This window comes from Arthrobacter sp. Y3224055, assembly GCF_059090825.1.
This window is the reverse complement of the sequence record NZ_JBNHGB010000003.1, coordinates 306,570-332,619: the sequence shown is the minus strand read 5'-3', so window position 1 is coordinate 332,619 and position 26,050 is coordinate 306,570. Positions and strand designations below refer to the sequence as shown.

Annotated in this window: 19 protein-coding genes; 12 read left to right on the top strand and 7 right to left on the bottom strand. The window is 68.5% G+C overall.

Annotated features, from left to right (window positions below):
• Nucleotides 1-223 precede the first annotated feature (223 nt).
• From AC5RTY_RS09675 to AC5RTY_RS09665, 3 genes are all read left to right on the top strand, one after another.
• Nucleotides 224-1,915, top strand: coding sequence for an ABC transporter substrate-binding protein (locus tag AC5RTY_RS09675; protein ID WP_494139455.1), 1,692 nt, complete (start codon nucleotides 224-226; stop codon nucleotides 1,913-1,915).
• 147 nt (nucleotides 1,916-2,062) lie between these two features.
• The gene (locus AC5RTY_RS09670; protein WP_493979914.1) at nucleotides 2,063-3,064 is read left to right on the top strand and encodes an ABC transporter permease; all 1,002 of its coding nucleotides are present in this window, start codon (nucleotides 2,063-2,065) and stop codon (nucleotides 3,062-3,064) included.
• Nucleotides 3,065-4,030: an ABC transporter permease gene (locus tag AC5RTY_RS09665; protein WP_494000057.1), complete on the top strand. Its 966-nt coding sequence runs from the start codon at nucleotides 3,065-3,067 to the stop codon at nucleotides 4,028-4,030. It begins immediately after the preceding gene.
• A 13-nt stretch (nucleotides 4,031-4,043) separates the two neighbouring features.
• Here the strand turns inward: AC5RTY_RS09665 and AC5RTY_RS09660 are convergent, their stop codons facing one another.
• Nucleotides 4,044-4,355, bottom strand: a complete 312-nt coding sequence (locus AC5RTY_RS09660; RefSeq protein ID WP_494000058.1) for a hypothetical protein — start codon at nucleotides 4,353-4,355, stop codon at nucleotides 4,044-4,046.
• Nucleotides 4,345-6,075 carry an ABC transporter ATP-binding protein gene (locus AC5RTY_RS09655; RefSeq protein ID WP_494139454.1) on the bottom strand — a complete coding sequence of 577 codons (1,731 nt, stop codon included), beginning with the start codon at nucleotides 6,073-6,075 and terminating at the stop codon, nucleotides 4,345-4,347. Before AC5RTY_RS09655 ends, AC5RTY_RS09660 begins: the two co-directional genes overlap by 11 nt.
• 127 nt (nucleotides 6,076-6,202) lie before the next feature.
• Here AC5RTY_RS09655 and AC5RTY_RS09650 point away from each other — a divergent pair, with 127 nt between their 5' ends.
• The 9 genes from AC5RTY_RS09650 (at nucleotide 6,203) to AC5RTY_RS09610 (ending at nucleotide 20,023) form a co-directional block, all read left to right on the top strand.
• The gene (locus AC5RTY_RS09650) at nucleotides 6,203-7,882 is read left to right on the top strand and encodes an ABC transporter substrate-binding protein (RefSeq protein WP_494012379.1); all 1,680 of its coding nucleotides are present in this window, start codon (nucleotides 6,203-6,205) and stop codon (nucleotides 7,880-7,882) included.
• Between the two features lie 175 nt (nucleotides 7,883-8,057).
• Complete coding sequence (locus AC5RTY_RS09645) at nucleotides 8,058-9,551, top strand: malate:quinone oxidoreductase (RefSeq protein ID WP_494139453.1); 1,494 nt, start codon at nucleotides 8,058-8,060, stop codon at nucleotides 9,549-9,551.
• 42 nt (nucleotides 9,552-9,593) lie between these two features.
• Entirely contained in the window at nucleotides 9,594-12,893 is a 3,300-nt protein-coding gene (locus AC5RTY_RS09640; protein ID WP_494139452.1) for an efflux RND transporter permease subunit, read from the top strand.
• Nucleotides 12,894-12,926: 33 nt separating this feature from the next.
• Nucleotides 12,927-14,066: an FUSC family protein gene (locus tag AC5RTY_RS09635; RefSeq protein WP_494012382.1), complete on the top strand. Its 1,140-nt coding sequence runs from the start codon at nucleotides 12,927-12,929 to the stop codon at nucleotides 14,064-14,066.
• A gap of 236 nt (nucleotides 14,067-14,302) precedes the next feature.
• Entirely contained in the window at nucleotides 14,303-16,810 is a 2,508-nt protein-coding gene (locus AC5RTY_RS09630; protein WP_494139451.1) for a family 1 glycosylhydrolase, read from the top strand.
• Nucleotides 16,807-17,115, top strand: coding sequence for a hypothetical protein (locus AC5RTY_RS09625; RefSeq protein ID WP_494000065.1), 309 nt, complete (start codon nucleotides 16,807-16,809; stop codon nucleotides 17,113-17,115). The genes AC5RTY_RS09630 and AC5RTY_RS09625 overlap by 4 nt, the downstream gene beginning before the upstream one ends.
• Nucleotides 17,109-18,275 (top strand): UDP-galactopyranose mutase, encoded by a 1,167-nt coding sequence (glf, locus tag AC5RTY_RS09620; RefSeq protein WP_494049780.1) that lies wholly within the window; start codon nucleotides 17,109-17,111, stop codon nucleotides 18,273-18,275. Before AC5RTY_RS09625 ends, glf begins: the two co-directional genes overlap by 7 nt.
• Nucleotides 18,276-18,462: 187 nt before the next feature.
• Entirely contained in the window at nucleotides 18,463-19,572 is a 1,110-nt protein-coding gene (locus tag AC5RTY_RS09615) for an LLM class flavin-dependent oxidoreductase (RefSeq protein WP_494000067.1), read from the top strand.
• Nucleotides 19,565-20,023 (top strand): MarR family winged helix-turn-helix transcriptional regulator, encoded by a 459-nt coding sequence (locus AC5RTY_RS09610; RefSeq protein WP_494000068.1) that lies wholly within the window; start codon nucleotides 19,565-19,567, stop codon nucleotides 20,021-20,023. Before AC5RTY_RS09615 ends, AC5RTY_RS09610 begins: the two co-directional genes overlap by 8 nt.
• Before the next feature lie 25 nt (nucleotides 20,024-20,048).
• Here the strand turns inward: AC5RTY_RS09610 and AC5RTY_RS09605 are convergent, their stop codons facing one another.
• From AC5RTY_RS09605 to nadA, 5 genes are all read right to left on the bottom strand, one after another.
• Nucleotides 20,049-20,825, bottom strand: a complete 777-nt coding sequence (locus AC5RTY_RS09605; RefSeq protein ID WP_494139450.1) for a hypothetical protein — start codon at nucleotides 20,823-20,825, stop codon at nucleotides 20,049-20,051.
• A 98-nt stretch (nucleotides 20,826-20,923) separates the two neighbouring features.
• Entirely contained in the window at nucleotides 20,924-22,066 is a 1,143-nt protein-coding gene (locus tag AC5RTY_RS09600) for a cysteine desulfurase family protein (protein ID WP_494139449.1), read from the bottom strand.
• On the bottom strand, nucleotides 22,063-22,965 hold the full coding sequence (gene nadC, locus AC5RTY_RS09595) for a carboxylating nicotinate-nucleotide diphosphorylase (RefSeq protein ID WP_494139448.1): 903 nt from the start codon (nucleotides 22,963-22,965) through the stop codon (nucleotides 22,063-22,065). Before nadC ends, AC5RTY_RS09600 begins: the two co-directional genes overlap by 4 nt.
• Nucleotides 22,962-24,668 (bottom strand): L-aspartate oxidase, encoded by a 1,707-nt coding sequence (nadB, locus tag AC5RTY_RS09590; protein ID WP_494139447.1) that lies wholly within the window; start codon nucleotides 24,666-24,668, stop codon nucleotides 22,962-22,964. The genes nadC and nadB overlap by 4 nt, the downstream gene beginning before the upstream one ends.
• Complete coding sequence (gene nadA, locus AC5RTY_RS09585) at nucleotides 24,665-25,993, bottom strand: quinolinate synthase NadA (RefSeq protein ID WP_494139446.1); 1,329 nt, start codon at nucleotides 25,991-25,993, stop codon at nucleotides 24,665-24,667. The genes nadB and nadA overlap by 4 nt, the downstream gene beginning before the upstream one ends.
• Between the last annotated feature and the right edge of the window lie 57 nt (nucleotides 25,994-26,050).

Here is a 26,050-nt window from a genome sequence, read left to right as displayed (position 1 = left end):
GCTCCGGGCCCTGGGGCCCGGAGGCCTCCACCGCCGTCGTCGCGCCATCAGGCGCGGGACTCGTCACCAAATTGTGATGGTTTTGGCCCAACCGCCGAACCTGAAACCGATGCTTTCAATCAGACATGTGACTAAGCTCTCATCAAGCGGACGCGCCACCGCGCCTCCGCCGGCTGCCGTACACAAAGTCGGCGTCACACCTCACGTCCCCGAGGAGCAGTCCATGTCATTTACTGACATCTTTTCCGGAGGCCAGCGAAGCGGCCGGCGCGCCGGAGCGGTCATTGCCGGCCTGGCCGCCGGCGCACTCGTCCTGTCCGGCTGTGCCGAGAGCGAGCGCGGCGGCGGAGCGCAGGGCGAGACGGAGGGAGTCAATCCGACCTTCGTGTTCGCCGCGTCGTCGGATCCCAAGTCGCTGGATCCGGCCTTCGCCAGCGACGGCGAGTCCTTCCGCGTCAGCCGCCAGATCTTCGAGGGTTTGGTCGGCGTCAAGGAAGGAACACCGGACCCTGAACCCTTGTTGGCTGAATCCTGGGAGATGTCCGACGACGGGCTCTCCTACACCTTCCAGCTCAAGGAGGGCGTGAAGTTCCACGACGACACCGACTTCAATGCCGATGCCGTCTGCTTTAACTTCGACCGCTGGTACAACTTCGAGGGGATCCAGCAGTCCCAGTCGGTGAGTTACTACTACGGCTCGCTGTTCCGCGGCTACTCGGATTCCCCCGAGACCGCAGTCTACGACTCCTGCGAGGCGGTCAGTGACACCGAGGTGACGGTCAACCTGGCCCAGCCCTTCGCCGGTTTCATTCCGGCGCTGTCGCTGCCGGCTTTCGCGATGCAGAGCCCCACCGCCCTGCAGAAGTTCAAAGCCGACGACGTCGGGGGTTCGGAGGAGGCGCCGGAGCTGAGCGAATATGCCATGGGCCACCCGGTGGGGACCGGCCCGTTCAAGTTCGACAGCTGGTCGGTCGGCGAGTCCCTGCAGCTGTCCGCCTTCGACGGCTACTGGGGCGAACAGGGCCAGGTCCAGGAGATCATCTTCCGCATTATCGAAGACCCCAATGCCCGCCGGCAGGCGCTGGAGGCCGGGGACATCGACGGCTACGACCTGGTGGCGCCGGCCGACACGCAGTCGCTGGCCGACGCCGGATTCAACGTCATTGCACGCGATCCGTTCACCATTCTGTACCTGGGCATGAACCAGGAGCAGGAGGCGCTGAAGGACCTCAAGGTCCGGCAGGCGATCGCCCACGCGATCGACAAGGACGCGCTGGTCCGCCAGACGCTGCCCGAGGGCACCAAGGTCGCCACGCAATTCGTTCCGGACACGGTCAACGGTTACAACGACGACGTCACCACCTACGAGTACGACCCGGAGAAGGCGCGGGCGCTGCTCAAAGAGGCCGGCTACGGCGACGGCCTGGAGCTGATGTTCAACTACCCGACCGGGGTGTCCCGGCCGTACATGCCGACGCCGGAACAGGTGTTCACCAACCTGAGCGCCCAGCTCGAGGAGGTCGGCATCACCATCGAGGCCCAGCCGGACAAGTGGTCCCCGGACTACCTGGACCGCATCCAGGCCAGCGCCGACCACGACATCCACTTGCTCGGCTGGACCGGCGACTACAACGACACCGACAACTTTGTCGGGGTTTTCTTCGGCCAGGAGAAGCCGGAGTTCGGCTTCAACAACAAGGAGCTCTTCGGCAAGCTGTCCAAGGCACGTGAAACCAGCAGCATCGAAGAGGCGACGCCGCTGTACGAGGAGATCAACGAGGACATCGCGCAGTACCTCCCGGCGATCCCGCTGGCACACCCGGCGCCGTCGCTCGCGTTCGCCCCGCGGGTTACCTCCTACCCGGCCAGCCCGGTGAACGACGAGGTGTTCAACGCCATCGAGCTCAGCGAGTAACCCCGTCCTGCCGGGGTCCGCATACCGCGGATCCCGGCAGGCAGGCCCCCGGCCCGAACTACGAGCGGGCGGCGCCGGGCCTGCCGCCGAAGAGGCAATTTCCACCGCATCCGGCGCAACGCCGGGACCGGGATCCGGAAGGACGCTGTGCTCAGAGTCATTATCAAGCGCATCGCGCTGCTCATCCCGACGCTCTTCGGGCTTTCCCTGCTGCTGTTCCTGTGGGTCCGCAGCCTGCCCGGCGGGCCCGCCACGGCGCTGCTCGGCGACCGTGCCACACCCGAGGCGGTGGCACGGATCAACGAACTCTACGGCTTCGACCGGCCCCTGATCGAGCAGTACTTCGTCTACATGGGCAAGCTGCTCCAGGGCGATTTCGGCACCTCGATCCTCACCGGCCGGCCCGTGCTGACGGAGTTCGCCACCCGTTTCCCGGCGACGGTGGAGCTGACGATCGTCGCCCTCATCATCGCCGTCGGCATCGGCATTCCGCTGGGCTACCAGGCCGCGAGGTACTACGGCAAGTGGCCCGACCACTCCTCCGTCGTGCTGTCGCTGGTGGGGATCACCGTCCCGGTCTTCTTCCTGGCCTTCATCCTCAAGTGGTTGTTCGCCATCCAGCTGCCGTGGTTCCCTACCGACGGCCGGCAGAACCCCAGGATCAACGCCACGCACGTCACCGACTTCTATGTGCTCGACGGTTTGCTCACCCGCGAATGGGATGCCGCCTGGGATGCGCTGCTGCACCTGGCGCTGCCCGGGATCGCGCTGGGCACCATCCCGCTGGCCATCATCGTGCGCATCACCCGGGCGTCTGTCCTCGAGGTGCAGAATGCTGACTACGTGCGCACCGCCCGCGCCAAGGGCCTGCTGCAGAAGACCATCCGCAACCGGTTCATCCTGCGCAACGCGATGCTGCCGGTCACCACCACCATCGGCCTGCAGCTGGGGCTGCTGATTTCCGGGGCCGTGCTGACCGAGACGGTCTTCGCCTTCAACGGCATCGGGCGGTTCCTGCGCGACGCCATTTTCAACCTGGACTACCCCGTCCTGCAGGGGTTCATCATCTTCATCGCCGTGCTGTATTCGCTGATCAACCTGGTCGTGGACGTTTCCTACAGCATCATCGACCCGAGGGTGCGTGTTTAAATGAGCACAACGCTTCCGCCGCAGTCAGGCGGCGACATCCGCACCACCCCGGAGCCACCGGGTGCACCCGGCGCTCCCGCCGGCACCGGGCCCGGCGGCACCAGCCTGTGGAAGGACGCGTTCCGGCGGCTCCGTCGGAATCCGCAGGCCATCACCGGCGCCGTCATCGTGGGCCTGTTCGTGCTGACCGCCGTGCTGGCGCCGGTGCTGGCACCCTATGGCGGCCAGGATCTGCCCGGCCGCACGTACATCACACCCACGCACATTCCCGGCTTCGGCGAGGTGGAAGGATTTCCGCTGGGGCTGGACCGTTTCGGCGGGGACCTGTTCAGCAAACTCATCTGGGGCGCGCAGGCCTCGCTGTTGATCGGCGTCGTCTCAACCGCGATGGGGCTGGCCGGGGGCATGCTGCTGGGCATCCTCGCCGGCGGCTTCGGCGGCTGGATCGACAGCGTGATCATGCGCGGCGTCGACATCCTGCTCTCCGTGCCGAACCTGCTGCTGGCGGTATCCATCGCGGCCATCCTGGGGCAGGGGGCGTACGCGGTGATGATCGCCATCGGCGTGGCCCAGCTGCCGATCTTCGCGCGGCTGCTGCGGTCGTCGATGATCTCGCAACGCAGTGCGGACTACATGCTGGCGGCGCAGACGCTGGGCCTGAGCCGGGGCACCATCATCATGAGCCACCAGCTGCCCAACAGCGTGGGTCCGGTCATCGTGCAGGCCACGCTGACGCTGGCCACCGCCGTCATCGACGCCGCGGCGCTTTCCTTCCTCGGCCTGGGCGGCGGGCGCCCGCAGACCGCCGAGTGGGGCCGCATGCTCACCTACGCCCAGGCAGAACTGGGCATCGCGCCGCAGCTGGCGTTCCTGCCCGGCCTGTGCATCGCCGTCACCGCGTTGGGCTTCACGCTGCTGGGCGAGTCCCTGCGGGAAGCGCTGGATCCCAAGACGCGGGCCAAGTAGCGGCAGCTGCCGATCAGCCGGCCAGGGTGGCCGGCGGGGCTCCGCCGTCCTGGCGCCGTCGCTGGCGGGCCATGTGCATCATGGCGGCGAAGCCGGCGATGAACAGCACTTCCAGCGCCGCCAGCCACCAGAGGGCGCCCCACCTGCCCTCGCCGATGAAGATGACGGCCCCGACCGCCAGCAGCACCGTGCCGATCACCAGCACGAAGACCGCGAAGCCGATGGCCACCGCGGCGCTGCGCACCCCGGTCCGGAAGCCGAAGCCTTCCGGCCGGTGGTCGTCGGGCTCCGGGACGGCCCCGGGCCCGGTATCCTCAGGACGCAATCTCCGGATCCTCCGCCTGGATGTCCAGTTCGTTGCCCGGTATGGACGCCAGCAGGCGCCGCGTGTAGGGGTGCCGCGGGTTGGTGAACACTTCCTCCGAGCTGGCCGCCTCCACCAGTTCGCCGTCCTTCATCACGCAGACGTAGTCCGAGATCAGCCGCACCACGGCCAGGTCATGGGAGATGAAGAGGTAGCTCAGGCCCAGCTCCGCCTGCAGGTCGCCCAGCAGCTTCAGGATCTGCGCCTGCACCAGCACATCCAGCGCGGAGACGGGCTCGTCGCAGATGATCAGCTCGGGCTTCAGGGCCAGGGCGCGGGCAATCGCCACGCGTTGGCGCTGGCCGCCGGAGAGTTCGGACGGGTAGCGCCGCAGCATGTTCTGCGGCAGCGCCACCTCGTCCATCAGCTCGCGCACGCGGACCGAGCGTTCCCTCGCGCTGCCGCGGTTGTAGGTGGACAGCGGCTCCTCGACAATCCGCTCGATGGTGAACATCGGGTTCAGGGACGAATACGGATCCTGGAACACTGGCTGCACCCGCTGGCGGAAGTCCCGCAGCTGCGCCTTGGTCAGGTTGGCCACATCCATTCCGTCGAAGGTCATGGTGCCGCTGGTCGGTTCGATCAGCTTCAGCAGCATCCGGGCGGTAGTGGTCTTGCCGGAGCCCGATTCACCGACGATGGCGACCGTGTGTCCGCGCGGGATGTCCAGCGTCACGTTCTTCGCCGCGTAAAAGTCCTCGGCCTGGCCGCGGATCTTGTACACCTTGGTCAGGTCGCGCAGTTCCACGATGTTGTCCGTCTTCTGCGCCTCGGCGGCCGCGGGAGCCTCGGCGACGTGTTCCTGGAAGACCTGCTCCGCCCGTTCGGCCCGCACCGCCGCGTTCCCGGTAAACGCCCCCGGCATCAGGCGCACGGCGGCGACGCTCGGCGCCGCCTTCACCAGCGCCCGGGTGTAGGGGTGCTGCGGATCCTCCAGCAGCTGCCGTGCCGGCCCGGTCTCCACCACCTTGCCGCGGTGCATCACCACCAGTTCCGACGCCCGTTCGGCCGCCAGCCCCAGGTCGTGGGTAATCAGCAGCACCGCCGTCCCCAATTCATGGGTCATCGACTCGATCTGGTCCAGGATGGTGCGCTGCACCGTCACATCCAGCGCCGACGTCGGCTCGTCGGCGATCAACAGCCGCGGCTGGCAGGCCAGGCCGATGGCAATCAGGGCGCGCTGGCGCATCCCGCCGGAAAACTCATGCGGGTACTGCTTGGCGCGTTCCCTGGCGTTGGGCAGTCCGGCAGCCTCCAGGACCTCCACAACCTTCCGGTCCACGTCCCGCCTGGTCGCCATGCCGTGAACCAGCAGGGTCTCCGCCACCTGCGAGCCGATCCTGGTGACCGGATTCAGGTTGGACATCGGGTCCTGCGGGACCAGGCCGATCTGGCGGCCCCGGATCGTGCGCATCCGATGCTCCGGCATCCCCACGAGCTCCTGGCCGTCGAAGCGGATGCTCCCGGCGGTCACCCGTCCGTTATCCGGCAGCAACCCGATCACGGCCATCGCCGTGGTGGACTTCCCGGATCCGGATTCACCCACGATCGCCAGGGTCTTGCCCGGTTCCAGGCGCAGCGAGGCGCCCTCCACCGCAGAGACTTGCCCGTAGGTGGTGCGGAAAGCAACGGCCAGGTCCCGTACCTCGAGCAGGGCCGCGTCGTCGGCATGTTCGGTCATGGTCCCATCCTGCCCCAAAGACGCGCGGATGTGGCCTATCTCTCATCGGGAATTCGCCGCGCGGGGTCGAGGACGGGAGTCGATTAGACTTGAGGATCATCCCCGCCTGCCCCGAGGAGCCTGAAGCGTGACACCACCCACCGCGCGCCGCACCGTGCTGAAGGCAGGCGCAGCGGCAGCGGCTGTGTTGCTCACCGGCTGCACCCCCGAACCGGGCAGGCCCGCCCCGTCAACCGCCCCGGCCAGCGAGCCGCCGACGGCCTCGCCCGCGGACACCACCTTCACCATGGGCATTGCCGCCGCCCCGGTGACCCTTGATCCGGCGCTGGCACTGGATACCGAGTCCTACCGGGTGACCCGGCAGATCCTCGAAACACTCGTCGGGGTGGACCCGGCGACGGGCGTTCCGGCGCCGCGGCTGGCCTCCGAATGGAGCGAAGCGGACGACGGCCGTTCCTACCGCTTTCGGCTGCGCCCGGGTGTCACCTTCCATGACGGAACGGCGTTCGATGCCGAAGCGGTCCGCGCCAATTTCGAACGCTGGTACCGGCTCCCCGGCGACGCCCGGCCGGTGGAAGGCGGGCTGGCCTTCCGGTCGGTCTTCGGCGCGTTCGCCGAGGACGAGGACGAATCGCTCTACCACAGCTGCGAGGTGCTGGGCCCGCTGGAAGTGCAGCTGAACCTGACCCGCCGGTTCACCGGCCTGGTCGCATCGCTGGCCATGCCGGCCTTTGCCATCTCCTCTCCGGCGGCGCTGAAGGCCGGGGCGGCCGACCGGCTGACGGAGGACCGCGGCGGCCACAAGGTATCCCGCTACGGCTTGGCCCCGGTGGGGACCGGCCCGTTCACGTTCGCCAACTGGGAACGGGACCGCGTGGTGCTCTCCGCCTACCCGGGCTACTGGGGTGCCGCCGGCGACGTGCGCACCGTGGTGTTCAAGGCGCTCCCGCATCCGATGACGCGGTTGCGCGCCTTGGAAGCCGGGGACATCGACGGCTACGACCTGGTCACCCCGGCCACGTACGCGGATCTGGCGCGGGCCGGCATGCAGGTGTTGCAGCGTGACCCGTTCTCCGTGGTCTACCTCGGCATGAACCAGGCGGCCGACGGGCTGGACGACATCACCATGCGCCAGGCCATCGCCCACGCGATCGACCGGCAGGCGCTGATCGACAGCTTCTTCCTGCAGGGCACCAAGGAGGCCATGCAGTTCATCCCGCGCAGCCTGGGCGTGACGAATGAGACCATCCCCTACTACGCATACAATCCGGAGCGTTCGCGCGAACTGCTGGCCGACGCCCGGTACGACGGCGCCGAACTCACCTTCTACTATCCGCTGGGCGTCACGCGGGCCTACCTGCCGACCCCCGAAAAGGTGTACGCGGAGCTGAGCCGCCAGCTCACCGCCGTCGGAATCAATATCAAGCCGGTGCCCATTCCCTGGGACGAGGGCTACCTCGACACGATCCAGGGCTCCACCGACCATGCCCTCCACCTGTCCGGCATGAGCGGCAGCTACCGCGACCCGGACAACTTCGTGGGCCCGCTCTTCGGCAGCAAGTCGATGGAGTTCGGCTACGACAGCGCGCAGATCCGCAGCAAGATAGCCCGTGCCAAGACCCTCCCCGAGGGCGAAGACCGCGTGCAGGCCTACTACAGCATCAACGAGCAGCTGGCGCGGGCGGTCCCCGCGGTGCCGCTCGCGTTCCCCATCTCCGCCCTGGCCATGGGGCCCCGGGTCGTGAGCTACCCGGCCAGCCCGATGCTCGACGAGGTCTACAACAAGATCGAGCTGGGGCAGGATTGACGCCGGCTGCGGCGCCCGGTGCGTAGGTGACGGGCCGCCTCGGGCGGAAAATTGTAACGTTGGAGATCCCGCCGCGTCTGTCTACTGGGTCACATCGAAGACGGCAGATTTTAGTCTCGCTGGCGCAGGGCGCTAGGCTTCTAATTGCTGGCACAGCTGCTATTGGAGATTGAAGTTGACTGCAAACATTCCCTCGGGATCATCCCAGAACGTCGACGTCGCGCTGATTGGCGGCGGCATCATGAGCACCACCCTCGGCTCCTTCATCAAGCAGTTGCAGCCGGACTGGAGCATTAGCCTGTTCGAGAACCTGGACGAGGTCGGTCTGGAAGCCTCGGACCCGTGGAACAATGCCGGCACCGGACACGCCGCGCTCTGCGAGCTGAACTACACGCCCGCCTCGGCGGACGGTTCCGTTCCCACCGCCAAGGCCGTGGGCATCAACGAGAAGTTCAACGTCTCGCGCCAGTTCTGGTCGCACATGATCCGCGAGGGCCACATCTCGTCGCCCCGGGAATTCGTCAACCCGCTGCCGCACATGAGCTTTGTCTGGGGCGATGACCATGCTGACTACCTCAAGCGCCGCCACGAAGCGCTGAAGCAGGAACCGCTGTTCGAGCAGATCGAGTTCTCCGAAGACCACGCCGTCATCAACGAGTGGGCGCCGCTGATCATGCGGGGCCGCGATCCGCAGCAGCGCGTGGCCGCATCCCGCGTCGCCGGCGGCACCGACGTGGACTTCGGCTCCCTGTCCCGGAAGCTCGCGGGCTACCTGACCGCCCATGGCGTGGAACTGAACTACGGCCACCGGGTGCTGGACGTCTCCCGCAATACCGACGGCCGCTGGACCCTGGAAATCAGGAACAACGCCACCGGCGAAAAAACCAAGGTCAACGCGCGCTTCGTGTTCATCGGAGCCGGCGGCGGCGCCCTCCACCTGCTGCAGCGCTCCGGCATCCCCGAGTCCAAGGGCTACGGCGGTTTCCCGGTGTCCGGACAGTTCCTCCGCTGCACCGACGAGGCCGTCATCAACGCCCACCACGCCAAGGTCTACGGCCAGGCCTCCGTGGGCGCCCCGCCCATGTCGGTGCCCCACCTGGACACCCGCTTTGTCAACGGCAAGCGCTCCCTGCTCTTCGGCCCGTACGGCGGCTTTTCGCCGAAGTTCCTCAAGACCGGCTCGCTGCTGGACCTGCCCACGTCCGTGCGCCCGAGCAACCTGGTGCCCATGCTGGCCGTGGCCAAGGACAACTTCGGCCTGGTCAAGTACCTGGTCACCGAGGTGCTCAAGACCCGCGAAGGCAAGAACGAGGCCCTGCGCGCCTTCCACCCGGAGGTCGCCGGCGACCAGTGGGAGCTGATCACCGCCGGCCAGCGTGTCCAGGTGATCAAGAAGGACCCGAAGCGGGGCGGCGCCCTGCAGTTCGGCACCGAGGTCATCGCGTCCGCCGACGGCAGCATCTCCGCCCTGCTCGGCGCCTCCCCCGGGGCATCCACCGCAGCGCCGATCATGATCAGCCTGCTGGAACGCTGCTTCCCGCTGGAGTTCAAGAGCTGGGAACCCAAGCTGAAGGACATGCTCCCCGGCTACGGCGTGAACCTGAACGAGAACCCCTCGCTGTTGGCCGAAATCACCGCCGACACCGACCGGGTACTCGAACTGGCATGATCCCCGTCCGCCCCGTACGACCGCTGAACTAAGCTTCAAGCCATGCACAAGCTGGCAACGCTGTCCCTGGCGAATCGTGCGTTGATCGCGCTGATTACGGTCTTCGTGGCCGTCTTCGGCGTGATCACCATGGGCTCGCTGAAGCAGGAACTCATCCCCTCGCTCGAGTTCCCGCGGATCACCGTTGTCAGTTCCATGCCCGGCGCGTCGCCGGAGGTAGTGGACAAGCAGGTCAGCGAACCGCTCGAACGCGCGCTCACCGCCGTCGAGGGCCTCGAGTCCTCCTCGGCGGTGTCGCGCAACGGGTTCTCCACCGTCAACCTGACGTTCGTCTACGGCACCAACCTGGACCGGGCACGCAGCCAGGTGGACCGTGCCATCTCCAACGTCCGCCAGCAACTGCCCGACGACGTCTCGCCACTGTCGCTGGCCGGCAGCATCGATGACTTCCCCATCGTCTTCATGGCGGTGTCCTCCGACCTGACCCTGAGCGAGCTGAGCACCGAGCTGAACCGCCTCACGGTGCCCCGGCTGCAGAACATCCCCGGAGTGCGCGGGGCCGAGGTCTCCGGCGGCCCCGGCCGGCACATCGCCATAGTGCCGGACGACGATGCCATGGCGGAGGCCGGCGTCGGCGTTTCCGCCATTGTGGACAGCCTGGCCAACAGCGGCGGCCTGGTCCCCGCCGGCGCCGTGCAACAGGACGGCCAGAGCCTCTCCGTGCAGATCGGCAGCCCGCTGGACAGCTTGGCGGCCATCGAAAACCTGCCGCTCTCCCCCGCTGAAACGACGACGGCGGAGCAGCCCTCCGCGCCCTCCGCACCGGAGGCGGGACGGGCACCCGGGCAGTTCCCCGGCCAAGGCCAGCCCGCCCCGCCGGGCAGCGGGACAGAGCAGGGCCAGGTACCCGTGCCCGACACCGTGCCCGCACCGGACCAGCCCGGCCAGGCACCGGACCCTGCGCCGGCCGACCCTGCCACCATCGGCGAGGTGGCCGACGTCGACATCGCCGACGACGAGCAGACCTCGATCACCCGGACCAACGGCGAGCTGACGCTTGCCCTGGCCGTCACCAAAACGCCGGAGGGCGACACGGTGGCCATCTCCCACGCCATCGGCGAGTTGCTGCCCGAACTGGAGGCCGAACTGGGCGACGGCGCGCAGATCACCACGGTGTTCGACCAGGCCCCGTTCATCGAGACGTCCATCAAGGACCTGACCACCGAGGGCCTGCTGGGGCTGGGCTTCGCGGTGCTGATCATCCTGGTCTTCCTGCTCTCCGTACGCTCCACGCTGATCACGGCGATCTCCATCCCGCTGTCGCTGCTGGCCACGTTCATCGGCCTCAATGCGCTGGGCTACTCGCTCAACATCCTCACCCTCGGCGCGCTGACCATCGCCATCGGGCGCGTTGTGGACGACTCGATCGTGGTGGTCGAGAACATCAAACGGCACCTGAACTACGGCGAACCCAAGGGCGACGCCATCCTGGCGGCGGTCCGCGAGGTCGCCGGGGCCATCACCGCGTCCACCCTGACGACCGTTGCGGTGTTCCTGCCGATCGCGTTCGTCGGGAATCTGGCCGGCGAACTGTTCCGGCCGTTCGCCATCACTACCGCGCTGGCCCTGCTCGCGTCCCTGGCGGTGTCGCTGACCATCGTGCCGGTGCTGGCCTACTGGTTCGTCAAATCCCCCGCGGAGCGACACCCCGACACGTCCGCAGTGCGTGCGGCGGCCTCCGAGAAGGAACGCCGCTCGCTGCTGCAGCGCGGCTACCTGCCGGTGCTCGCCGGCACCCAGCGGCACCCGGTGATCACCACCGTGGCCGCCCTGCTGGTGCTGGCCGGCACCGCCGCCATGGTGCCGCTGCTGCAGACCAACCTGCTCGGCGACAGCGGACAGAACAGCTTCAGCCTGCGCCAGCAGATGCCGGCCGGGACCAGCCTGGAGACCACCGACGAGGCGGCCGCCCCGGTCGAGGAGCTGCTGGCCGGGATGGACGGGATCGAGGCGGTCCAGGTCACCATGGGCAACGCCGGCGGCGGCCTGGGGACGTTCCTCTCCGCGGGTGCCTCGGTGGCCCAGTACACCGTCATCACCGAGGAAGGCATTGACCAGGCGGCGCTGCGCGACCGGGTCCGCTCCGCCGTCGAAAAGCTGCCCGGCGAGGCGACGTTCACGCTGGGCACTCAGGGCGGGGGCTTCGGCACCTCCAGCACCGTGGACGTGGAGATCTCCGCGAACGGCCCGGAGGAGCTGAGGGACGCCTCCGACCGGCTGGTGGAGCTGCTGCGGGAGGTGCCGGGGGCCGCAGAGGTGTCCAGCAACCTCTCGGCGGCCGAGCCGGTGGTCCAGGTGTCCGTGGACCGGGCCAAGGCCGTGGCCGCCGGGCTGGACGAGGAGCAGGTCGCGGGCCTGCTGGCGTCTTCGATCAGCCCGCTGCCCGGCGGCACCGTGCGGATCGGCACCACCGACTTCCCGGTGCTGATCGGGGAAGGCAGCGACTTCTCCAGCGTCGAGGAACTGCGCGGCGTCGAGGTGCCCACGGCGGCGGGGCCGGTGCCGCTGACGGACCTGGCCACGGTCGAGGAAACCGACGTGCCGACGTCGATCAGCGCCAGCGGCGGCGAACGCACCGCCGTCGTCTCCGTGACCCCGGAGGGAGAGAACCTGGGTGCCCTCAGCAGCGAGGTGGCGGCCGCACTGGACGGCGCCGACCTGCCAGCCGGGGTCACGGCGGAATTGGGCGGCGCGGCCACCCAGCAGGCCGAGTCCTTTGAACAGCTGGGCTGGGCGCTGCTGGCCGCCGTCGCCATTGTCTACGTGATCATGGTGGCCGCGTTCAAGTCCTTGGTGCAGCCGCTGATCCTGCTCGTCTCCATTCCGTTTGCGGCCACGGGGGCCATCGGGCTGCTGGTGATCACGCGGATTCCGCTGGGGCTGCCGTCGCTGATCGGCATGCTGATGCTGGTGGGCATCGTGGTGACGAATGCGATCGTGCTGATCGACCTCATCAACCAGTACCGGCGCCCCCACGACGGCCGGCCCGGCATGAACGTGGCGGACGCGATCACGCACGGCGCACGGCGCCGGCTGCGGCCCATCTTGATGACGGCGCTCGCCACGGTCTTTGCGCTCACGCCGATGGCGTTGGGACTAACCGGTGAGGGCGGTTTCATTTCGCAGCCGCTGGCAGTGGTGGTGATCGGCGGCCTGGTGTCCTCCACCGCGCTGACGCTGGTGCTGGTGCCGGTGCTGTACCGGCTGGTCGAAGGCCGGCGCGAGCGTCGGGCATACCAGCGCAATACACTCGAGGCAGAACTGGTTCCGGCCGGACGCTGATCCGGCTAACCCGGAACCGTGGAGGTGCTGAACATGCCAGAACCGGAAACCATGCCCGCCGGGCCGGGGCGCCTGGACCGGCTCACCGACCGGCTCCCCGCCCCGCTGCGCAAGTATGGCCAGCAGATGGGCGGGTGGCGCCGGGTCCAGCTGGCGTTCAAGACCGCGTTGGCGTGCGCCATCGCCTGGTTCATCGCCCTGCGGCTGCCCGGCGAGGTGGACCAGTACCCCTATTACGCGCCGCTGGGCGCGCTGATTAGCATGTATTCCACCGTCGCCGACTCCGTCAAGACCTCCGCGGAGACGCTGGCCGGGCTGCTGCTGGGCATCGGCCTGGCCATGCTCCTGCTCCTGACGGTCGGCCCGCATTTCGTCACCGTGGGCCTGCTGGTGTTCCTGGGCGTGCTGGTTGCGGGGCTGCCGCGGCTCGGGGCGGGCCGGGAATGGGTTCCCATGGCCGCGCTGTTCGTCCTGCTGGTGGGCGGGTCCAATGCCGGCGACTACTCGCTCGGCTATGCGGTGCAGATGGCGGTGGGGGTGGCCGTCGGCATCGCTGTGAACTTCCTGCTGTTCCCGCCGTTGAATTTCAACGCGGTGGGACGCAGCCTGCAGCAGCTGCAGTCCGACCTCGCCCGGCAGCTGGAGGACATGGCCGAGGCGCTCCGGGAGAACTGGCCGCCGGAACACAAGGACTGGGCGACGAACGGCGAGAGCATCACCCGCTTGGGCAACCAGGTGCGGCAGGCCGTGCAGGCCGCCGACCGCAGCCGCAAGGCCAATCCGCGGCGCAAGTTCCACGACCGGGACCTGGACACCGATTGGCGGAATCTACGCACGCTGGAGCGTGCAGCCTTCCATACCCAGGACATGACCGAGGTGCTCGCCGCCGTGATTTGGGACGAGACACTGCATCTTCCCGACCCCGTGCTGGCACCGATGGCCAACGCCCTGGACGCCACGGCCGAGGCAATCAGGAGCATGACCGCCGAGGACCTGCCGGACAAGCTGGAGGCCGCGCGCGATGCACAGCACCGCCTCACCGGAGTCGTCGCGGGCTCGGTGTCCGCGGAGTCCCCCGCCACGGCGGCAGGATCCGTGGCTGTCAGCCTGGAACGCATACTGGCCGCGCTTGGCCGGCACGTGAAGGACCGCTCCGGCGGCCAGGCCCCGTAGCGGCGCGGGTACCTCCCCTCTCAAGCCGGAGGGTGCCGGCCCGCCGAGACGCTCCTAGCGGCGCGGGTACTTCCCCTCTCTCTACCCCGAGGTTATCGGCCTGCCCGGCCGGCCGATCCCATTCAATGAAACGTTGAACCAGCTGCAAGGGGTTCCTCTTGCCGGGAAATTCGAGTTTTATGTACCTACTCGTGTCGAGCAGCTGGCACTAAGATCCTCCGGACCGGGAGAATGATGTGTCGGATCTGGGCGAGAGCCTCCCTTCCGTGCCTGGCAGCGTTGCCGCTGTTCCCTTTGTCGGCGCATTTGAGAGTACGTACCTGCCGGTACACCGCCGGGACGTGGCGGAGCTGACCGGAAGCTACGCCCACTGGGGCCGCCACCTGGACCACATGCGCGCAGCAGGCGTAGGCAGCGTGCGGTTTCCGATTCGCTGGCACCGCGTGGAAACAGAGCCAGGCGTGTTCGATTGGTCCGAGACTGACCGGCAGCTCCAGTTCCTGCGGGTCCGCGGCATGGAGCCAATCGTCGACCTGGTGCACCACACGAGCTACCCGCAGTGGCTCGACGACGGTTTCAGGGACCGGAGGTTTGCGCCCGCTTTCCTGCGGTATGCAGAGGCCGTGGCCCGGCGCTATCCCTGGCTGACGTCATACACGCTGTTCAATGAGCCCTTCGCCACCCTTTTCCTCTGCGGCCATGAGGCCTTGTGGCCGCCCTACGACAGGGGAATCGACGGTTTTGTGCGCCTCGTTCGCAACGTCCTGCCGGCCATCGCGGAGGCGGCCAGGTGCTGGTCGGAGCTGCTGCCCGAAGCCCGCCACGTCTGGGTGGATACCTGCGAACACCATGACGGAACTGCGGGTGGCCCGGCGGAGTACGCGGCTCTCGCCAACGACCGGCGCCACGTGCTGCTGGATCTGGTGCTCGGACACGATCTGACCGAGGGCCGCCCCTTCCTGAGGGAGATCGTCAAGCACGGCGGCGAAGACTTGCTTCACCTGGACCCCGTTCGGGTGGACGTTCTCGGCCTCGACTATTATTGCCACTCCGAATGGTGGTATGAGGAGTCCCGCGCCCACGCGCCATCGCCCCACCCGCTGGGTTTTGCGGCCGTGGCCGAGCACTACGGCTCCCGCTACGGGCTGCCGATGCTCCTGAGCGAGACCAACATCCGGGGAACGGCCTCCGACCGCGCGTCCTGGTTGCGATACACCCTTGAACAGTACGAACTGGCTCTCTCCCGCGGGATCCGGCTCGAGGGGTACTGCTGGTTTCCCTTCGTAGACTCCTGCGACTGGGACTCCATGCTCGCCCGCGCCGCCCGCCGCCCGGACCCGGTCGGCGTCGTGGGCGCCGCCGCGTGGGGAAGCCGGACGGCCACCACCTGCTTCACGGACGCCTGGATGGCAGCGGCATCCGGAACCCCCAGCCGCGACCTGCCCGCGTACCGATTTCAACCGCCGTGCGACAGCCAGCTCCGGGGGCTGCTGCCCCAGATGAGCCACTGGCCCTGGCGCGATCCTCCCGAAGAGGAGATCGTCCCGCCCGCCCGCAACGCCGACGAAGAGGAACACAGGATGAACCCCTTGGAAGACCCTGACTTGGTCGTGCTGTCCCACCTGAGGTGGACCTGGGTCTGGCAGCGCCCGCAACATCTTGTCTCCCGGTTTGCCGCCGCCCGCACCCGGACCGGTGCCCGCACATGGTTTCTGGAGGAACCACTGCCGGCCAAGGTCGAACAACCGGTCCTGCGGCACCAGGACGTGGACGGCATCACCAGGGTATGGCTTGAAATTCCCTCGGTTGACGGGCAATTGGCCGCCCCGGGATTCGACGCACCCGGCGCGGAAGAATACGGCGCATTGTTCCGCCACTTGCTGGCGACCCACGCACGGCCGGCCTCGCCCGACGTCTTGATCTATACGCCGATGGCGCTGGAGATTGCGCGCGCGCTCGAGCCCGGGGCCCTCTGCTATGACGTCATGGATGATTTGGCGTCGTTTCGCCATGCCCCCAAAGCCATGCAGACCCGGCAACGCCAGGCGCTGGCGGAATCCGATGTGGTCTTTGCGGGAGGCGCCTCCTTGCACCGCAGCGTCAGCCGCTACGTGGGCGATTCCTGCCATCTCTTTCCCAGCGGCGTGGACGCCGCGCACTATGAAACCTCCCGGCTGCTCCGCGAGGAGCGGGCGCCCGGCCTCCGGAAGGTGGCGGGCTACGTGGGCGTCATCGACGAGCGGCTCGATCTTGGCCTGCTGGAGGAGCTCGCCGCGATGCTTCCCGACTGGTTGTTTCGGATCGTGGGACCGGTCGCCAAGATCGATCCGGCCACGCTGCCGCAGGCTCCAAACATCGAGTACACCGGAATGGCGGAATACGCCGAGTTGCCCGCCGTCATGGCCGAATTCGACGTGGCCTTGATGCCCTTCGCCATGAACGAGGCGACACGGTCGATCAGCCCGACGAAGACCCTCGAGTATCTGGCCGCCGGCCTTCCCGTGGTGTCGACGCCCGTTCCGGATGTGGTCGCCGGGTACCGGGGGCTCGTCCACATCCAGGAGGACGCCGCAGGCTTCGCCGATGCCATCCAGACCGCGCCGGGTGATTCCCCGGCCGAACGGGACCGGCGCATGCGGCCCTTGCAGAGACTCCTCGGCTGGGATGCGATTGCCGGACAAATGCACCGTTTGATCTCTCAGGGAGCCGCGGCAGGAGAACTGGCGGAAGAAGAAACGGCATGAGCTCGGGGGCCGAGCGCCAACGCTCCGACGTGGAGGATTTGGAACGCGCCCACGAACGCGGAGTCGGCGCGGCAATAGCCGGCCTGCAGGACGCCGCGCTGGGCAGGAGACGCCTGACCGGCCCTGCCGTTCCGGCGCTCGCCGAGGCAGCCGTTAGTTCGGCCACGCCGTACCTTCGGGCACCGTTGCTGGCGAGGATTTCCGCCGGCCTCATGCTTCATCCGCCGGCCGGCGACGAACAGGGAGAATGCGCAACCTGCGGCACCCCGGCCCCGTGCCTGACCGCCGAGGCGCTGAAATGGTAGCGGCCGGAGACCACGGTCCCGACCTCATTGTCGTCGGCGCAGGCCTCTTCGGACTGACCGTTGCCGAAACCGCCGCACGTGAGTACGGGGCCCGCGTGCTGATACTTGAACGCCGTTCCCACCCGGGCGGCAACGCCTGGTCCGAGGAGGAACCGGAGACCGGGATCGAAGTCCACCGGTACGGGGCGCACCTGTTCCACACGTCGAATGAACGGGTCTGGAACTACGTCAACCGGTTCACTTCATTCACCGGCTACCAGCACCGCGTGTTTACGGTCTTCAAGGGCAATGTGTATCCGATGCCCATCAACCTGGGCACGATCTGCGCCTATTTCGGCCGCCACCTCTCGCCGGACCAGGCCAGGGAGTTGATCCGCCACCAGGCGCAGGAAGTACCGGCCTCGGCGGCCGGCAACCTGGAAGAGAAGGCCGTCTCGTTGATCGGCCGACCGCTGTACGAGGCCCTGGTGCGCGGCTACACGGCCAAGCAATGGCAGACCGACCCGCGGGAACTGAGCCCCGACATCATCACGCGGCTGCCCGTGCGCTACACCTTCGACAACCGCTACTTCACCGACACCTACGAGGGCCTGCCGACGGAGGGCTACGGCACCTTCCTTGGCGGCTTTCTCCGGTCGCCCTTGATCGACCTGCAACTGAACACCGATTTTTTCCACGTCCGTCCGCACCTCCCGCCCGACGTGCCCGTCGTGTACACGGGGCCGCTGGACCGCTACTTCGGATACTCGGCCGGGGCCTTGTCCTGGCGCACCCTGGACTTCGAGCAGGAAGTCCTGCCGATCGCGGATTTTCAGGGCACGCCCGTGATGAATTACGCCGACGAAGACGTCCCGTGGACCCGCATCCACGAATTCCGCCATTTCCATCCCGAACGGCAGTACCCCGATGACCGCACCGTGATCGTCCGCGAATACTCCCGGACGGCGGGCGCGAACGACGAACCGTACTACCCGATCAACACCAGCCAGGACCGGGACAAGCTCAGGACGTACCGTCGCCTCGCGGGGCAGGAACCGAACGTGTTCTTCGGGGGCCGCCTCGGCACCTACAAGTACCTGGACATGCACATGGCCATAGCGTCGGCGCTGGGTTTGGTCGACAACTCGATCGGCCCCCTGCTCGGTCGCTCGTCGACGTAACCCCGGCCCCGCTCCTTGCCGCATCAAGCCGGCGGTGCGCATGCCGGGAAAGCCATTCCGGGACCAGCCGTGGCACGGTGACCGGTCCGACAACCTGTCCCGGAATTTTCCCGCGTGCCTGCCGTTAACAACAGTGAATGCAAATGCATGTAAACTGATGCGTAGCAAGCACCACGAAAGGTACATTATGGAACTCGGCGTATTCAGCGTCAGCGACGTCACCCTGGACCCGACCACCAACCGCATGCCCACCGAGCGCGAGCGGATCAAGGCGTCGGTCGCCATTGCCAAGAAGGTCGAAGACATCGGCATGGATGTCTACGCCATCGGCGAGCACCACAACCCGCCGTTCTTCTCCAGCTCCCCCACCACGCTGCTGGCCTACATCGCCGCGCAGACCGAGCGGATCACGCTGTCCACCGCCACCACGCTGATCACCACCAACGATCCTGTGAAGATCGCCGAGGACTTCGCCATGCTCCAGCAGCTGGCCGACGGCCGCGTGGACCTGGTGCTGGGCCGCGGCAACACCGCCCCGGTCTACCCCTGGTTCGGCAAGAACATCCAGGACTCGCTGGAGCTGACGGTGGAGAACTACGCCCTGCTGCGCAAGCTCTGGGACGAAGAGGTCGTCAACTGGCAGGGCAAGCACCGCACCCCGCTGCACAACTACACCTCCACGCCCCAACCCCTGGACGGCGTTGCACCCTTCGTCTGGCACGGCTCGATCCGCACGCCCCAGATCGCGGAGCTGGCGGCCTACTACGGCGACGGCTTCTTCGCCAACAACATCTTCTGGCCGAAGGAGCACTACATGCAGCTCATCGGCCTGTACCGCGAGCGCTACGAGCACTACGGCCACGGCACCGCCGACCAGGCCATCGTGGGCCTGGGCGGACAGTTCTTCATGCGCAAGAACTCGCAGGACGCGGTCAACGAATTCCGCCCCTACTTCGACAACGCACCCGTCTACGGCCACGGACCGTCGCTGGAGGACTTCACCGCGCAGACCCCGCTCACCGTCGGCAGCCCGGAGCAGGTGATCGAGAAGACCCTGGCCTTCGCCGACTACTTCGGCGACTACCAGCGCCAGTTGTTCTTGATCGACCACGCGGGACTGCCCCTGAAGACCGTGCTGGAACAGCTGGACCTGTTCGGCGAAGAGGTTCTCCCGGTGCTGAAGAAGGAGTTCGCCGCCCGCAAGCCGGCGCATGTACCGGAAGCCCCGACCCACGCCAGCCGCAAGGCCGCCCGCGACGCCAAGGAAGCGCCCGCCGAGTCGGTGTCCCATGGCTGATTCATCCGGTCCTGAGATCAGGACGACGGCGGCTGCTTGGGAATCGCTGTTCCGCACCCAAGTGGCGGTAATGCGCCGGATGCAGCAGCTGCCCGAGTTCAGGAAACTCGCCATGCGCGAGTACGACGTCCTGTTCAACCTGAGCCGGTGCCCGGGCGGCTGGAGCCGGCTGAACGAGCTGAACGAGGCACTGTTGATCAGCCAGCCGAGCCTCAGCCGGATGGTCGACCGCTTGGAGAAGAAGGGCCTGGTCCTCCGGCGCACGGCCCGCAACGACCAGCGGGGCATCGAGATCTCGCTGACAGACGAGGGCCGCGCGTTGCAGAAGGAGATCGGCCGGCAGCACGTCAAGCACCTGCATTCGATGCTCGCCCCGCTGCTGTCCGAGGAGGAATTCGGACAGCTCCAGGAGCTGACCGACAAGCTTCGGGCCGGGCTGGCGAACGATTGAAGCCACCCGGCGGGGTGCCGGCAGCTCAGGCGGGCGGATCTTCAGCGACCTGCAGGGTCATGATGACCTGCCGCAGCGTCTTGAAGTGCTTGCCGGAGACGTAGCTCTCCGCCTCCGCGATGAGGCCGTAGGCATCCAGCAGCCCGGTCTCGTCGCCGGGCGCCGGAGTGCCGTGGCGGACGGCCGTGCCGAAGGAGTAGGTGCCGACCGGTTCCGGACCGTTGACGGTGTTTTCCACCAGGCAGGCCTGGAAGCCGTCGCCGGCCGTTTTGTCGGTCAGCCCCATCGACCCGAAGTACCGGTAGCCCAGCAGCGTCCGGTAGACGAACAGCGGCTCGACCGTGTCGTCGGACGGCACGGCGGGCACCTTCGCCGGCTCGCTGACCAGCACCCGCAGTTCGGTGACGGCGCCCTCGCAGGCGGCCTTGGGCAGCTTGAGCCGGGTGTGCAGTTCGGCGGCCAGCTTGCCGGAAGAGTCCCGGATGTCCAGGTGCAGCCCGTCGTCCGAGGGCTGGGTGGGCTTGACCTGCCGCTGCACCACCCACTCGCCCGGAACCTCGAAACTAATCACTCGGTCCGGATCGGTGTAGACCTTCCAGCCGTCGATCGTCGCTTTCCGCACGGGCTCCTTGCCGGGCGGCGCCGCGGGTTGTCCGGCTGCGTCCCCGCCGGCCGCACCCGACGACGACGCACTCGCTCCGGCCGACGCGCCGCCGTCGTCGGGCAGCAGGCCGCAGCCGGACACGAGCGCCACGCACAGCGCCGCGGCGGCACCCCGGCCCGGCATCCTTCGCCTGATCATGCTGCGCTCCCCTCCGGTCCGTGAGGACTCCACCGTACCCAGCGGGAGGACCGGTCCGGTATAGGACCGCGCCGTGTCCCGGGGCGTCGTCGGGAACCTTAGCGCCGCAGCGCCTGGACCTCCTGGACGGCGGCGACGACGGAGCGGGCCGCCAGGGCGATCTCGGCTTCCCTCACGCCGGCCGTAAAGGTCAGCCGCACCGCGGTCTGCGCCACGGCCGGTTCGATTCCCATCGCCAGCAGCACCGCGGACGGCTCGTCCGAGCCGGCGGCGCAGGCCGACCCGCTGGAGCAGACCACCCCGCGGCGTTCCAGTTCCAGCAGCACCGCCTCGCCGGAGGTTCCCGGGAAACAGAAGGAGGCGCTGGCGGGCAGCCGTTCGGTGCGATGACCGGTCAACATGGTGCCGGGCAGTTCCCGGAGGACGGTGTCAATGAGGTAGTCGCGGTAGCGCGTGAGCCGGTCGGCGTCGGCCGCCCGCTCGCCCCCGGCCAGCGACAACGCGGTGGCGACGGCGACCGCGCCGGCAACGTTCTCCGTCCCGGACCGCCTGCCGCGCTCCTGCCCGCCGCCGTGCAGCACCGGCTCCAGCGGGACCCGGCCGGAGACATACAGCAGCCCGCAGCCCTTGGGCGCGCCCAGCTTGTGACCGGACACGCTGAGCGCGTCCACCCCGAGCGCCGCGACGTCCAGGTCCAGCCAGCCGGCCGCCTGCACGGCATCGGTGTGGAACGGGACCCCGGCGGCCCGGCAGAGCCTGCCGATGCGCCCCACCGGCTGGATGGTGCCCACCTCGTTGTTCGCGTACATCACCGTGCACAGCGTGGTGTCGTCGCGCAGCGCGGCTTCCAATTCGTCCACGCGGACCATGCCCGCGGCATCGACCGGCACCCGGGTGACCTCGAAGCCATGGAACCGGGTCAGGTAGTCGACCGCCTCCAGCACCGAGGGGTGTTCCACGGCGCTGGTGACGACGTGCCTGCCCCGCGGGGAAGCGAGCGCAATGCCCTTGACCGCCAGGTTGTTGGACTCGGTCCCGCCGGACGTGAAGATGATCTCGCCGGGGCGGCAGCCCAGCACCCCGGCGGCCGTGCCCCGGGCATAATCGAGTGCCCGCAGCGCCGCCTCTCCCACGGTGTGATGGCTCGAGGGGTTGCCGAAGTCTTGCGTCAGCGCCGGCCACATGGCCTCCAGCACCTCGCGGCGCACCGGGGCGGTCGCCGCAGCGTCCAGATAGATCACGACGACGATGCCCCTTCGGCCGCCTGCCCCGCGGCAATGCGGATGTCCAGGCCCAGGTCCAGCGACCGCACGCTGTGGGTGAGCGCGCCGGACGAGATGACGTTCACGCCGGTCCGGGCAATCCGGCCGACGGTCTCCAACCGCACGTTGCCGCTGGCCTCGACGATCGCACGTCCGGCCACCCGGGCAACGCCTGCGCGGAGTTCGTCCACGCTGAAGTTGTCCAGCATGATGGTGTCCACGCCCGCGGCCAGCACCGGCTCGATCTGCTCGGCCCTGTCCACCTCCACCTCGAAGTGGACGGTGTGCGGGAGCCTGGCCTTCGCCTCCAGCAGCGCCTCGGTCAGGTCCCGGCTGCCGTCGGCGGTGAGCACGGCCAGGTGGTTGTCCTTGGCCATCACTGCGTCGGAGAGCGAATAGCGGTGGTTGTGTCCGCCGCCGCAGCGCACGGCATAGCGCTCCAGCGCCCGCAGGCCGGGGGTGGTCTTGCGGGTATCCACCACCCGGGCCGCCGTACCGGCCACTTCCTGGACGAAGGCCGCGGTCTGCGTGGCGATGCCGCTCATCCGCTGCAGCAGGTTCAAAGCCACCCGTTCACCCAGCAGGATGGAGCGGGCGTTTCCGGTCAGGACGGCCAGCACCTCGCCGGCCCCGAAGGCGGCGCCGTCGCCGGTTTTCAGCTCCACCCGCACGTCGGGATCCACCTGGCGGAAGACCTCGGCCAGCACCGGACCGCCGGAGAACACGCCGGGCTCGCGGGCGGCCAGCTCCGCCGTGGCAGTGGCATCGGCCGGAATCAGCGTAGCTGAGGTGACGTCGCCCCACGGCGCGTCCTCGAAGAGCGCCCCGGCGACGATCCGCTCCATGGCGGTCCGGTCGATCGGCTGGATATGGTTCATGGCTGCTCCTGCAGGACTGGCTGGGACGTGGGGGAAGACATTGGGGAAAAGGCGGCGGGGACGGGGACCGCGGCGGCGTTCACATAGGCCAGATGCCGGCGGTGCGCCGGGGCCTGGGTGTGATCGCTGCGGTAGTGGGCGCCGATGCTGTCGCGCCGCGCACCGGCGGCCGCCACCACCAGCCGGGCCACGGTCAGCAGTGCGGCATCCTCAGCCGAGGCGGCGTCGGTGACGGGCACATGCCACCGCGCCAACTGCCGGGCGGCCTCCCGCAGCGTTGGCCCGTCGCGGACCACGCCGGCGGCGGCCGCCATCACCGCCTGGATCTGTTGCCGGGTGCACGCAGTGGTTCCGGCCGGTGCGTCTTGTTGATCGGCGCGGGCCTCGGCAGGCACCCGCCGGCCCGCCGGGGCACCGACGTCCAGCGGGACGGCACCGAACACCGGCACGCTCTCGGGTCCGTCCATCGTGCGCACGGCACGGCGGGCGAAAACCAGGCCTTCCAGCAGCGAGTTCGAGGCCAGCCGGTTGGCCCCGTGCACTCCGGTGCAGGCGACCTCGCCCACGGCCAGCAGCCCGGGCACCGAGGTCCGGCCCTCGTGGTCGGTCCGCACGCCGCCCATCCAGTAGTGCGAGGCCGGACGCACCGGCAGCGGTTGCCGCGTCCAGTCGAAGCCCAGGGAACGGACGGTGGCGTCGATCATCGGGAACCTCGCCGCCAGGAAACCGGCGCCCTTCTCCCGCTCGAGTCCGGTGGCGTCCAGGAAGACCTGCGGCAGCAGCCCGTTGTCCTCCTGCAGCCGGAGCTGGTTGTGGATGCAGCGCGAGACCACGTCACGGGGCGCCAGCTCGGCGTCCGGATGCAGCGCCGGCATGAACCGCTCCCCCGCCGCGTCCACCAGCACGGCGCCTTCGCCGCGTACCGCCTCCGAAATCATGAAGGCCCTGCCGCCGGTCGCCGCCGGGTCCAGCAGGGTGGGGTGAAACTGGATGAACTCAAGGTCAGCCAGGACCGCACCGGCTTCCCAGGCCAGCGCCACGCCGTCGCCGGTAGCGGCGGCGGGGTTGGTGGTGGCGGGGTACAGCTGCCCGGCGCCGCCGGTCGCGAGGATCACGACGTCGGTGTCCAGGTAGTCGGGCACCGCGCCTGCTCCCATGGGCATCAGCTCCACGCCCGCCACGCGCGCGCCGGCCGTGAGCAGCCGCCGCACCATCGTGTGCTCAAGGATCTCCAGCCGGCCCGCCTCCGCCAGGCCGCGGACCACGCGGATCAGCACTTCGGCGATGCCTGCCCCGGTGCGGTCACCGCCGGCATGCAGGATCCGCGGCGCCGAGTGGGCCCCTTCCAACCCGAGCGACAATTCACCGCCGTGTCGGTCGAAGTCCACGCCCCACTCTTCCAGGGTGGCGATTTCCGCCGCCGCACCTGCGCACAGCAGGCGCACGGCGCCGTCGTCGTTCATGAAGGCGCCGGCGGCGAGGGTGTCGGCGATGTGCGCCGCGACGGAATCGCCGGCCGCGGTTCCCTGCGCGGTGACCGCGGTGATTCCGCCCTGGGCGTGCCAGGTGTTGGACTCGGCCAGCCCGCCCTTGGTGATCAGGGTGACGGCCGTGTCCGGGCGTTCCGCGGCGAGCGCGGCGGCGTAGAGCCCGGCGATGCCGGACCCCACCACCGCCACGCGCCTGGCCGGTTCGAGGTTCACGGCCTGGCTGCCAGCATCCGTTCCAGCGCCACGCGGGCGGGAACGGCCACCGAATCGGGCACGGTGATCCGGTTGAGGACTTCACCGCCGGGCAGCTGGCCGGTTCCGGCGTAGGCTTCCAGCACCCAGGCCAGATAGCCCGGGTGAATCCGGTACATCGTGGAGCATGGACAGATCACCGGGTCGAGGCAGAAGATGGTGTGCTGCGGGTACTCGGCGGCCAGCCGGTTGACCATGTTGATCTCGGTGCCGATCGCGAAGACGGTCGGCTCGGTGGCGGCGGCCACGGCCTTGCGGATGTAGTCGGTGGAACCGGACTCATCCGCGGCGTCCACCACCGGCATGGGGCATTCGGGGTGCACGATCACCCGGACGCCCGGGTAGTCGGCGCGTGCCTTCTCGATCTGGTCCACGGTGAAGCGCTTGTGCACGGAGCAGAAGCCGTGCCAGAGGATCACGCGCGACTCCTGCAGCGCCGCCTCGTCGTTGCCGCCCAGGGACTGGCGCGGATTCCACATGGGCATCTGCTCCAGCGGCACGCCCATGGCCTTGGCCGTGTTGCGGCCCAGGTGCTGGTCGGGGAAGAACAGGACCCGGTGGGCGCGCTCGAAGGCCCACTCCAGAACGGTTTCGGCGTTGGAGGAGGTGCAGACGATCCCGCCGTTCTCTCCGCAGAAGCCCTTGAGCGCGGCCGACGAGTTCATGTAGGTGACCGGGATGACTGGGACCTTACCGTCGGCGTCCGGACCGCTGCCGAGCACGCCGGCGAGCTGGTCCCAGCAGGCCTGCACCGAGTCGATGTCCGCCATGTCCGCCATGGAGCAGCCGGCGGCCAGGTTCGGCAGGATCACGGCCTGGTCTTCGCCGGAGAGCATGTCGGCAGTTTCCGCCATGAAGTGCACGCCGCAGAACACGATGACTTCGGCCTCCGGCTTTTCCTTGGCGGCCCGCGCCAGCTGGAACGAGTCGCCCACGAAATCGGCGTATTTGACCACTTCGTCGCGCTGGTAGAAGTGGCCGAGGATGACCAGCTTGTCGCCCAGCTTGGCCTTGGCGGCCAGGATCCGCTCCTCGAGCTCCGCATCGCCGGCCAGCCGGTATTCTGCCGGGATTTCGCCCTGCCGCGGGGTGGCGGCCGGCGCCGGATCGGCCATCGACGCGCCCGGCCCGTAGGAGGGCGCCCAGGCACCGCTGCCCGCGGCGGTGTCGAAGGCCCACGGGCCCTTGGCCAGATCGGGCGTGCAGGTGGAGGCGGCGGGCGCGCGGGAGCCGGCAAGCGCTTCCTCGCGGGTGATCAGCTGGATGGTGCTGTTGACCGATGACATGGTGTTCTCCGTTGTTGGGCAGGGGGTCAGGTCGGGGAAATCCGTGGCGGACTGCGG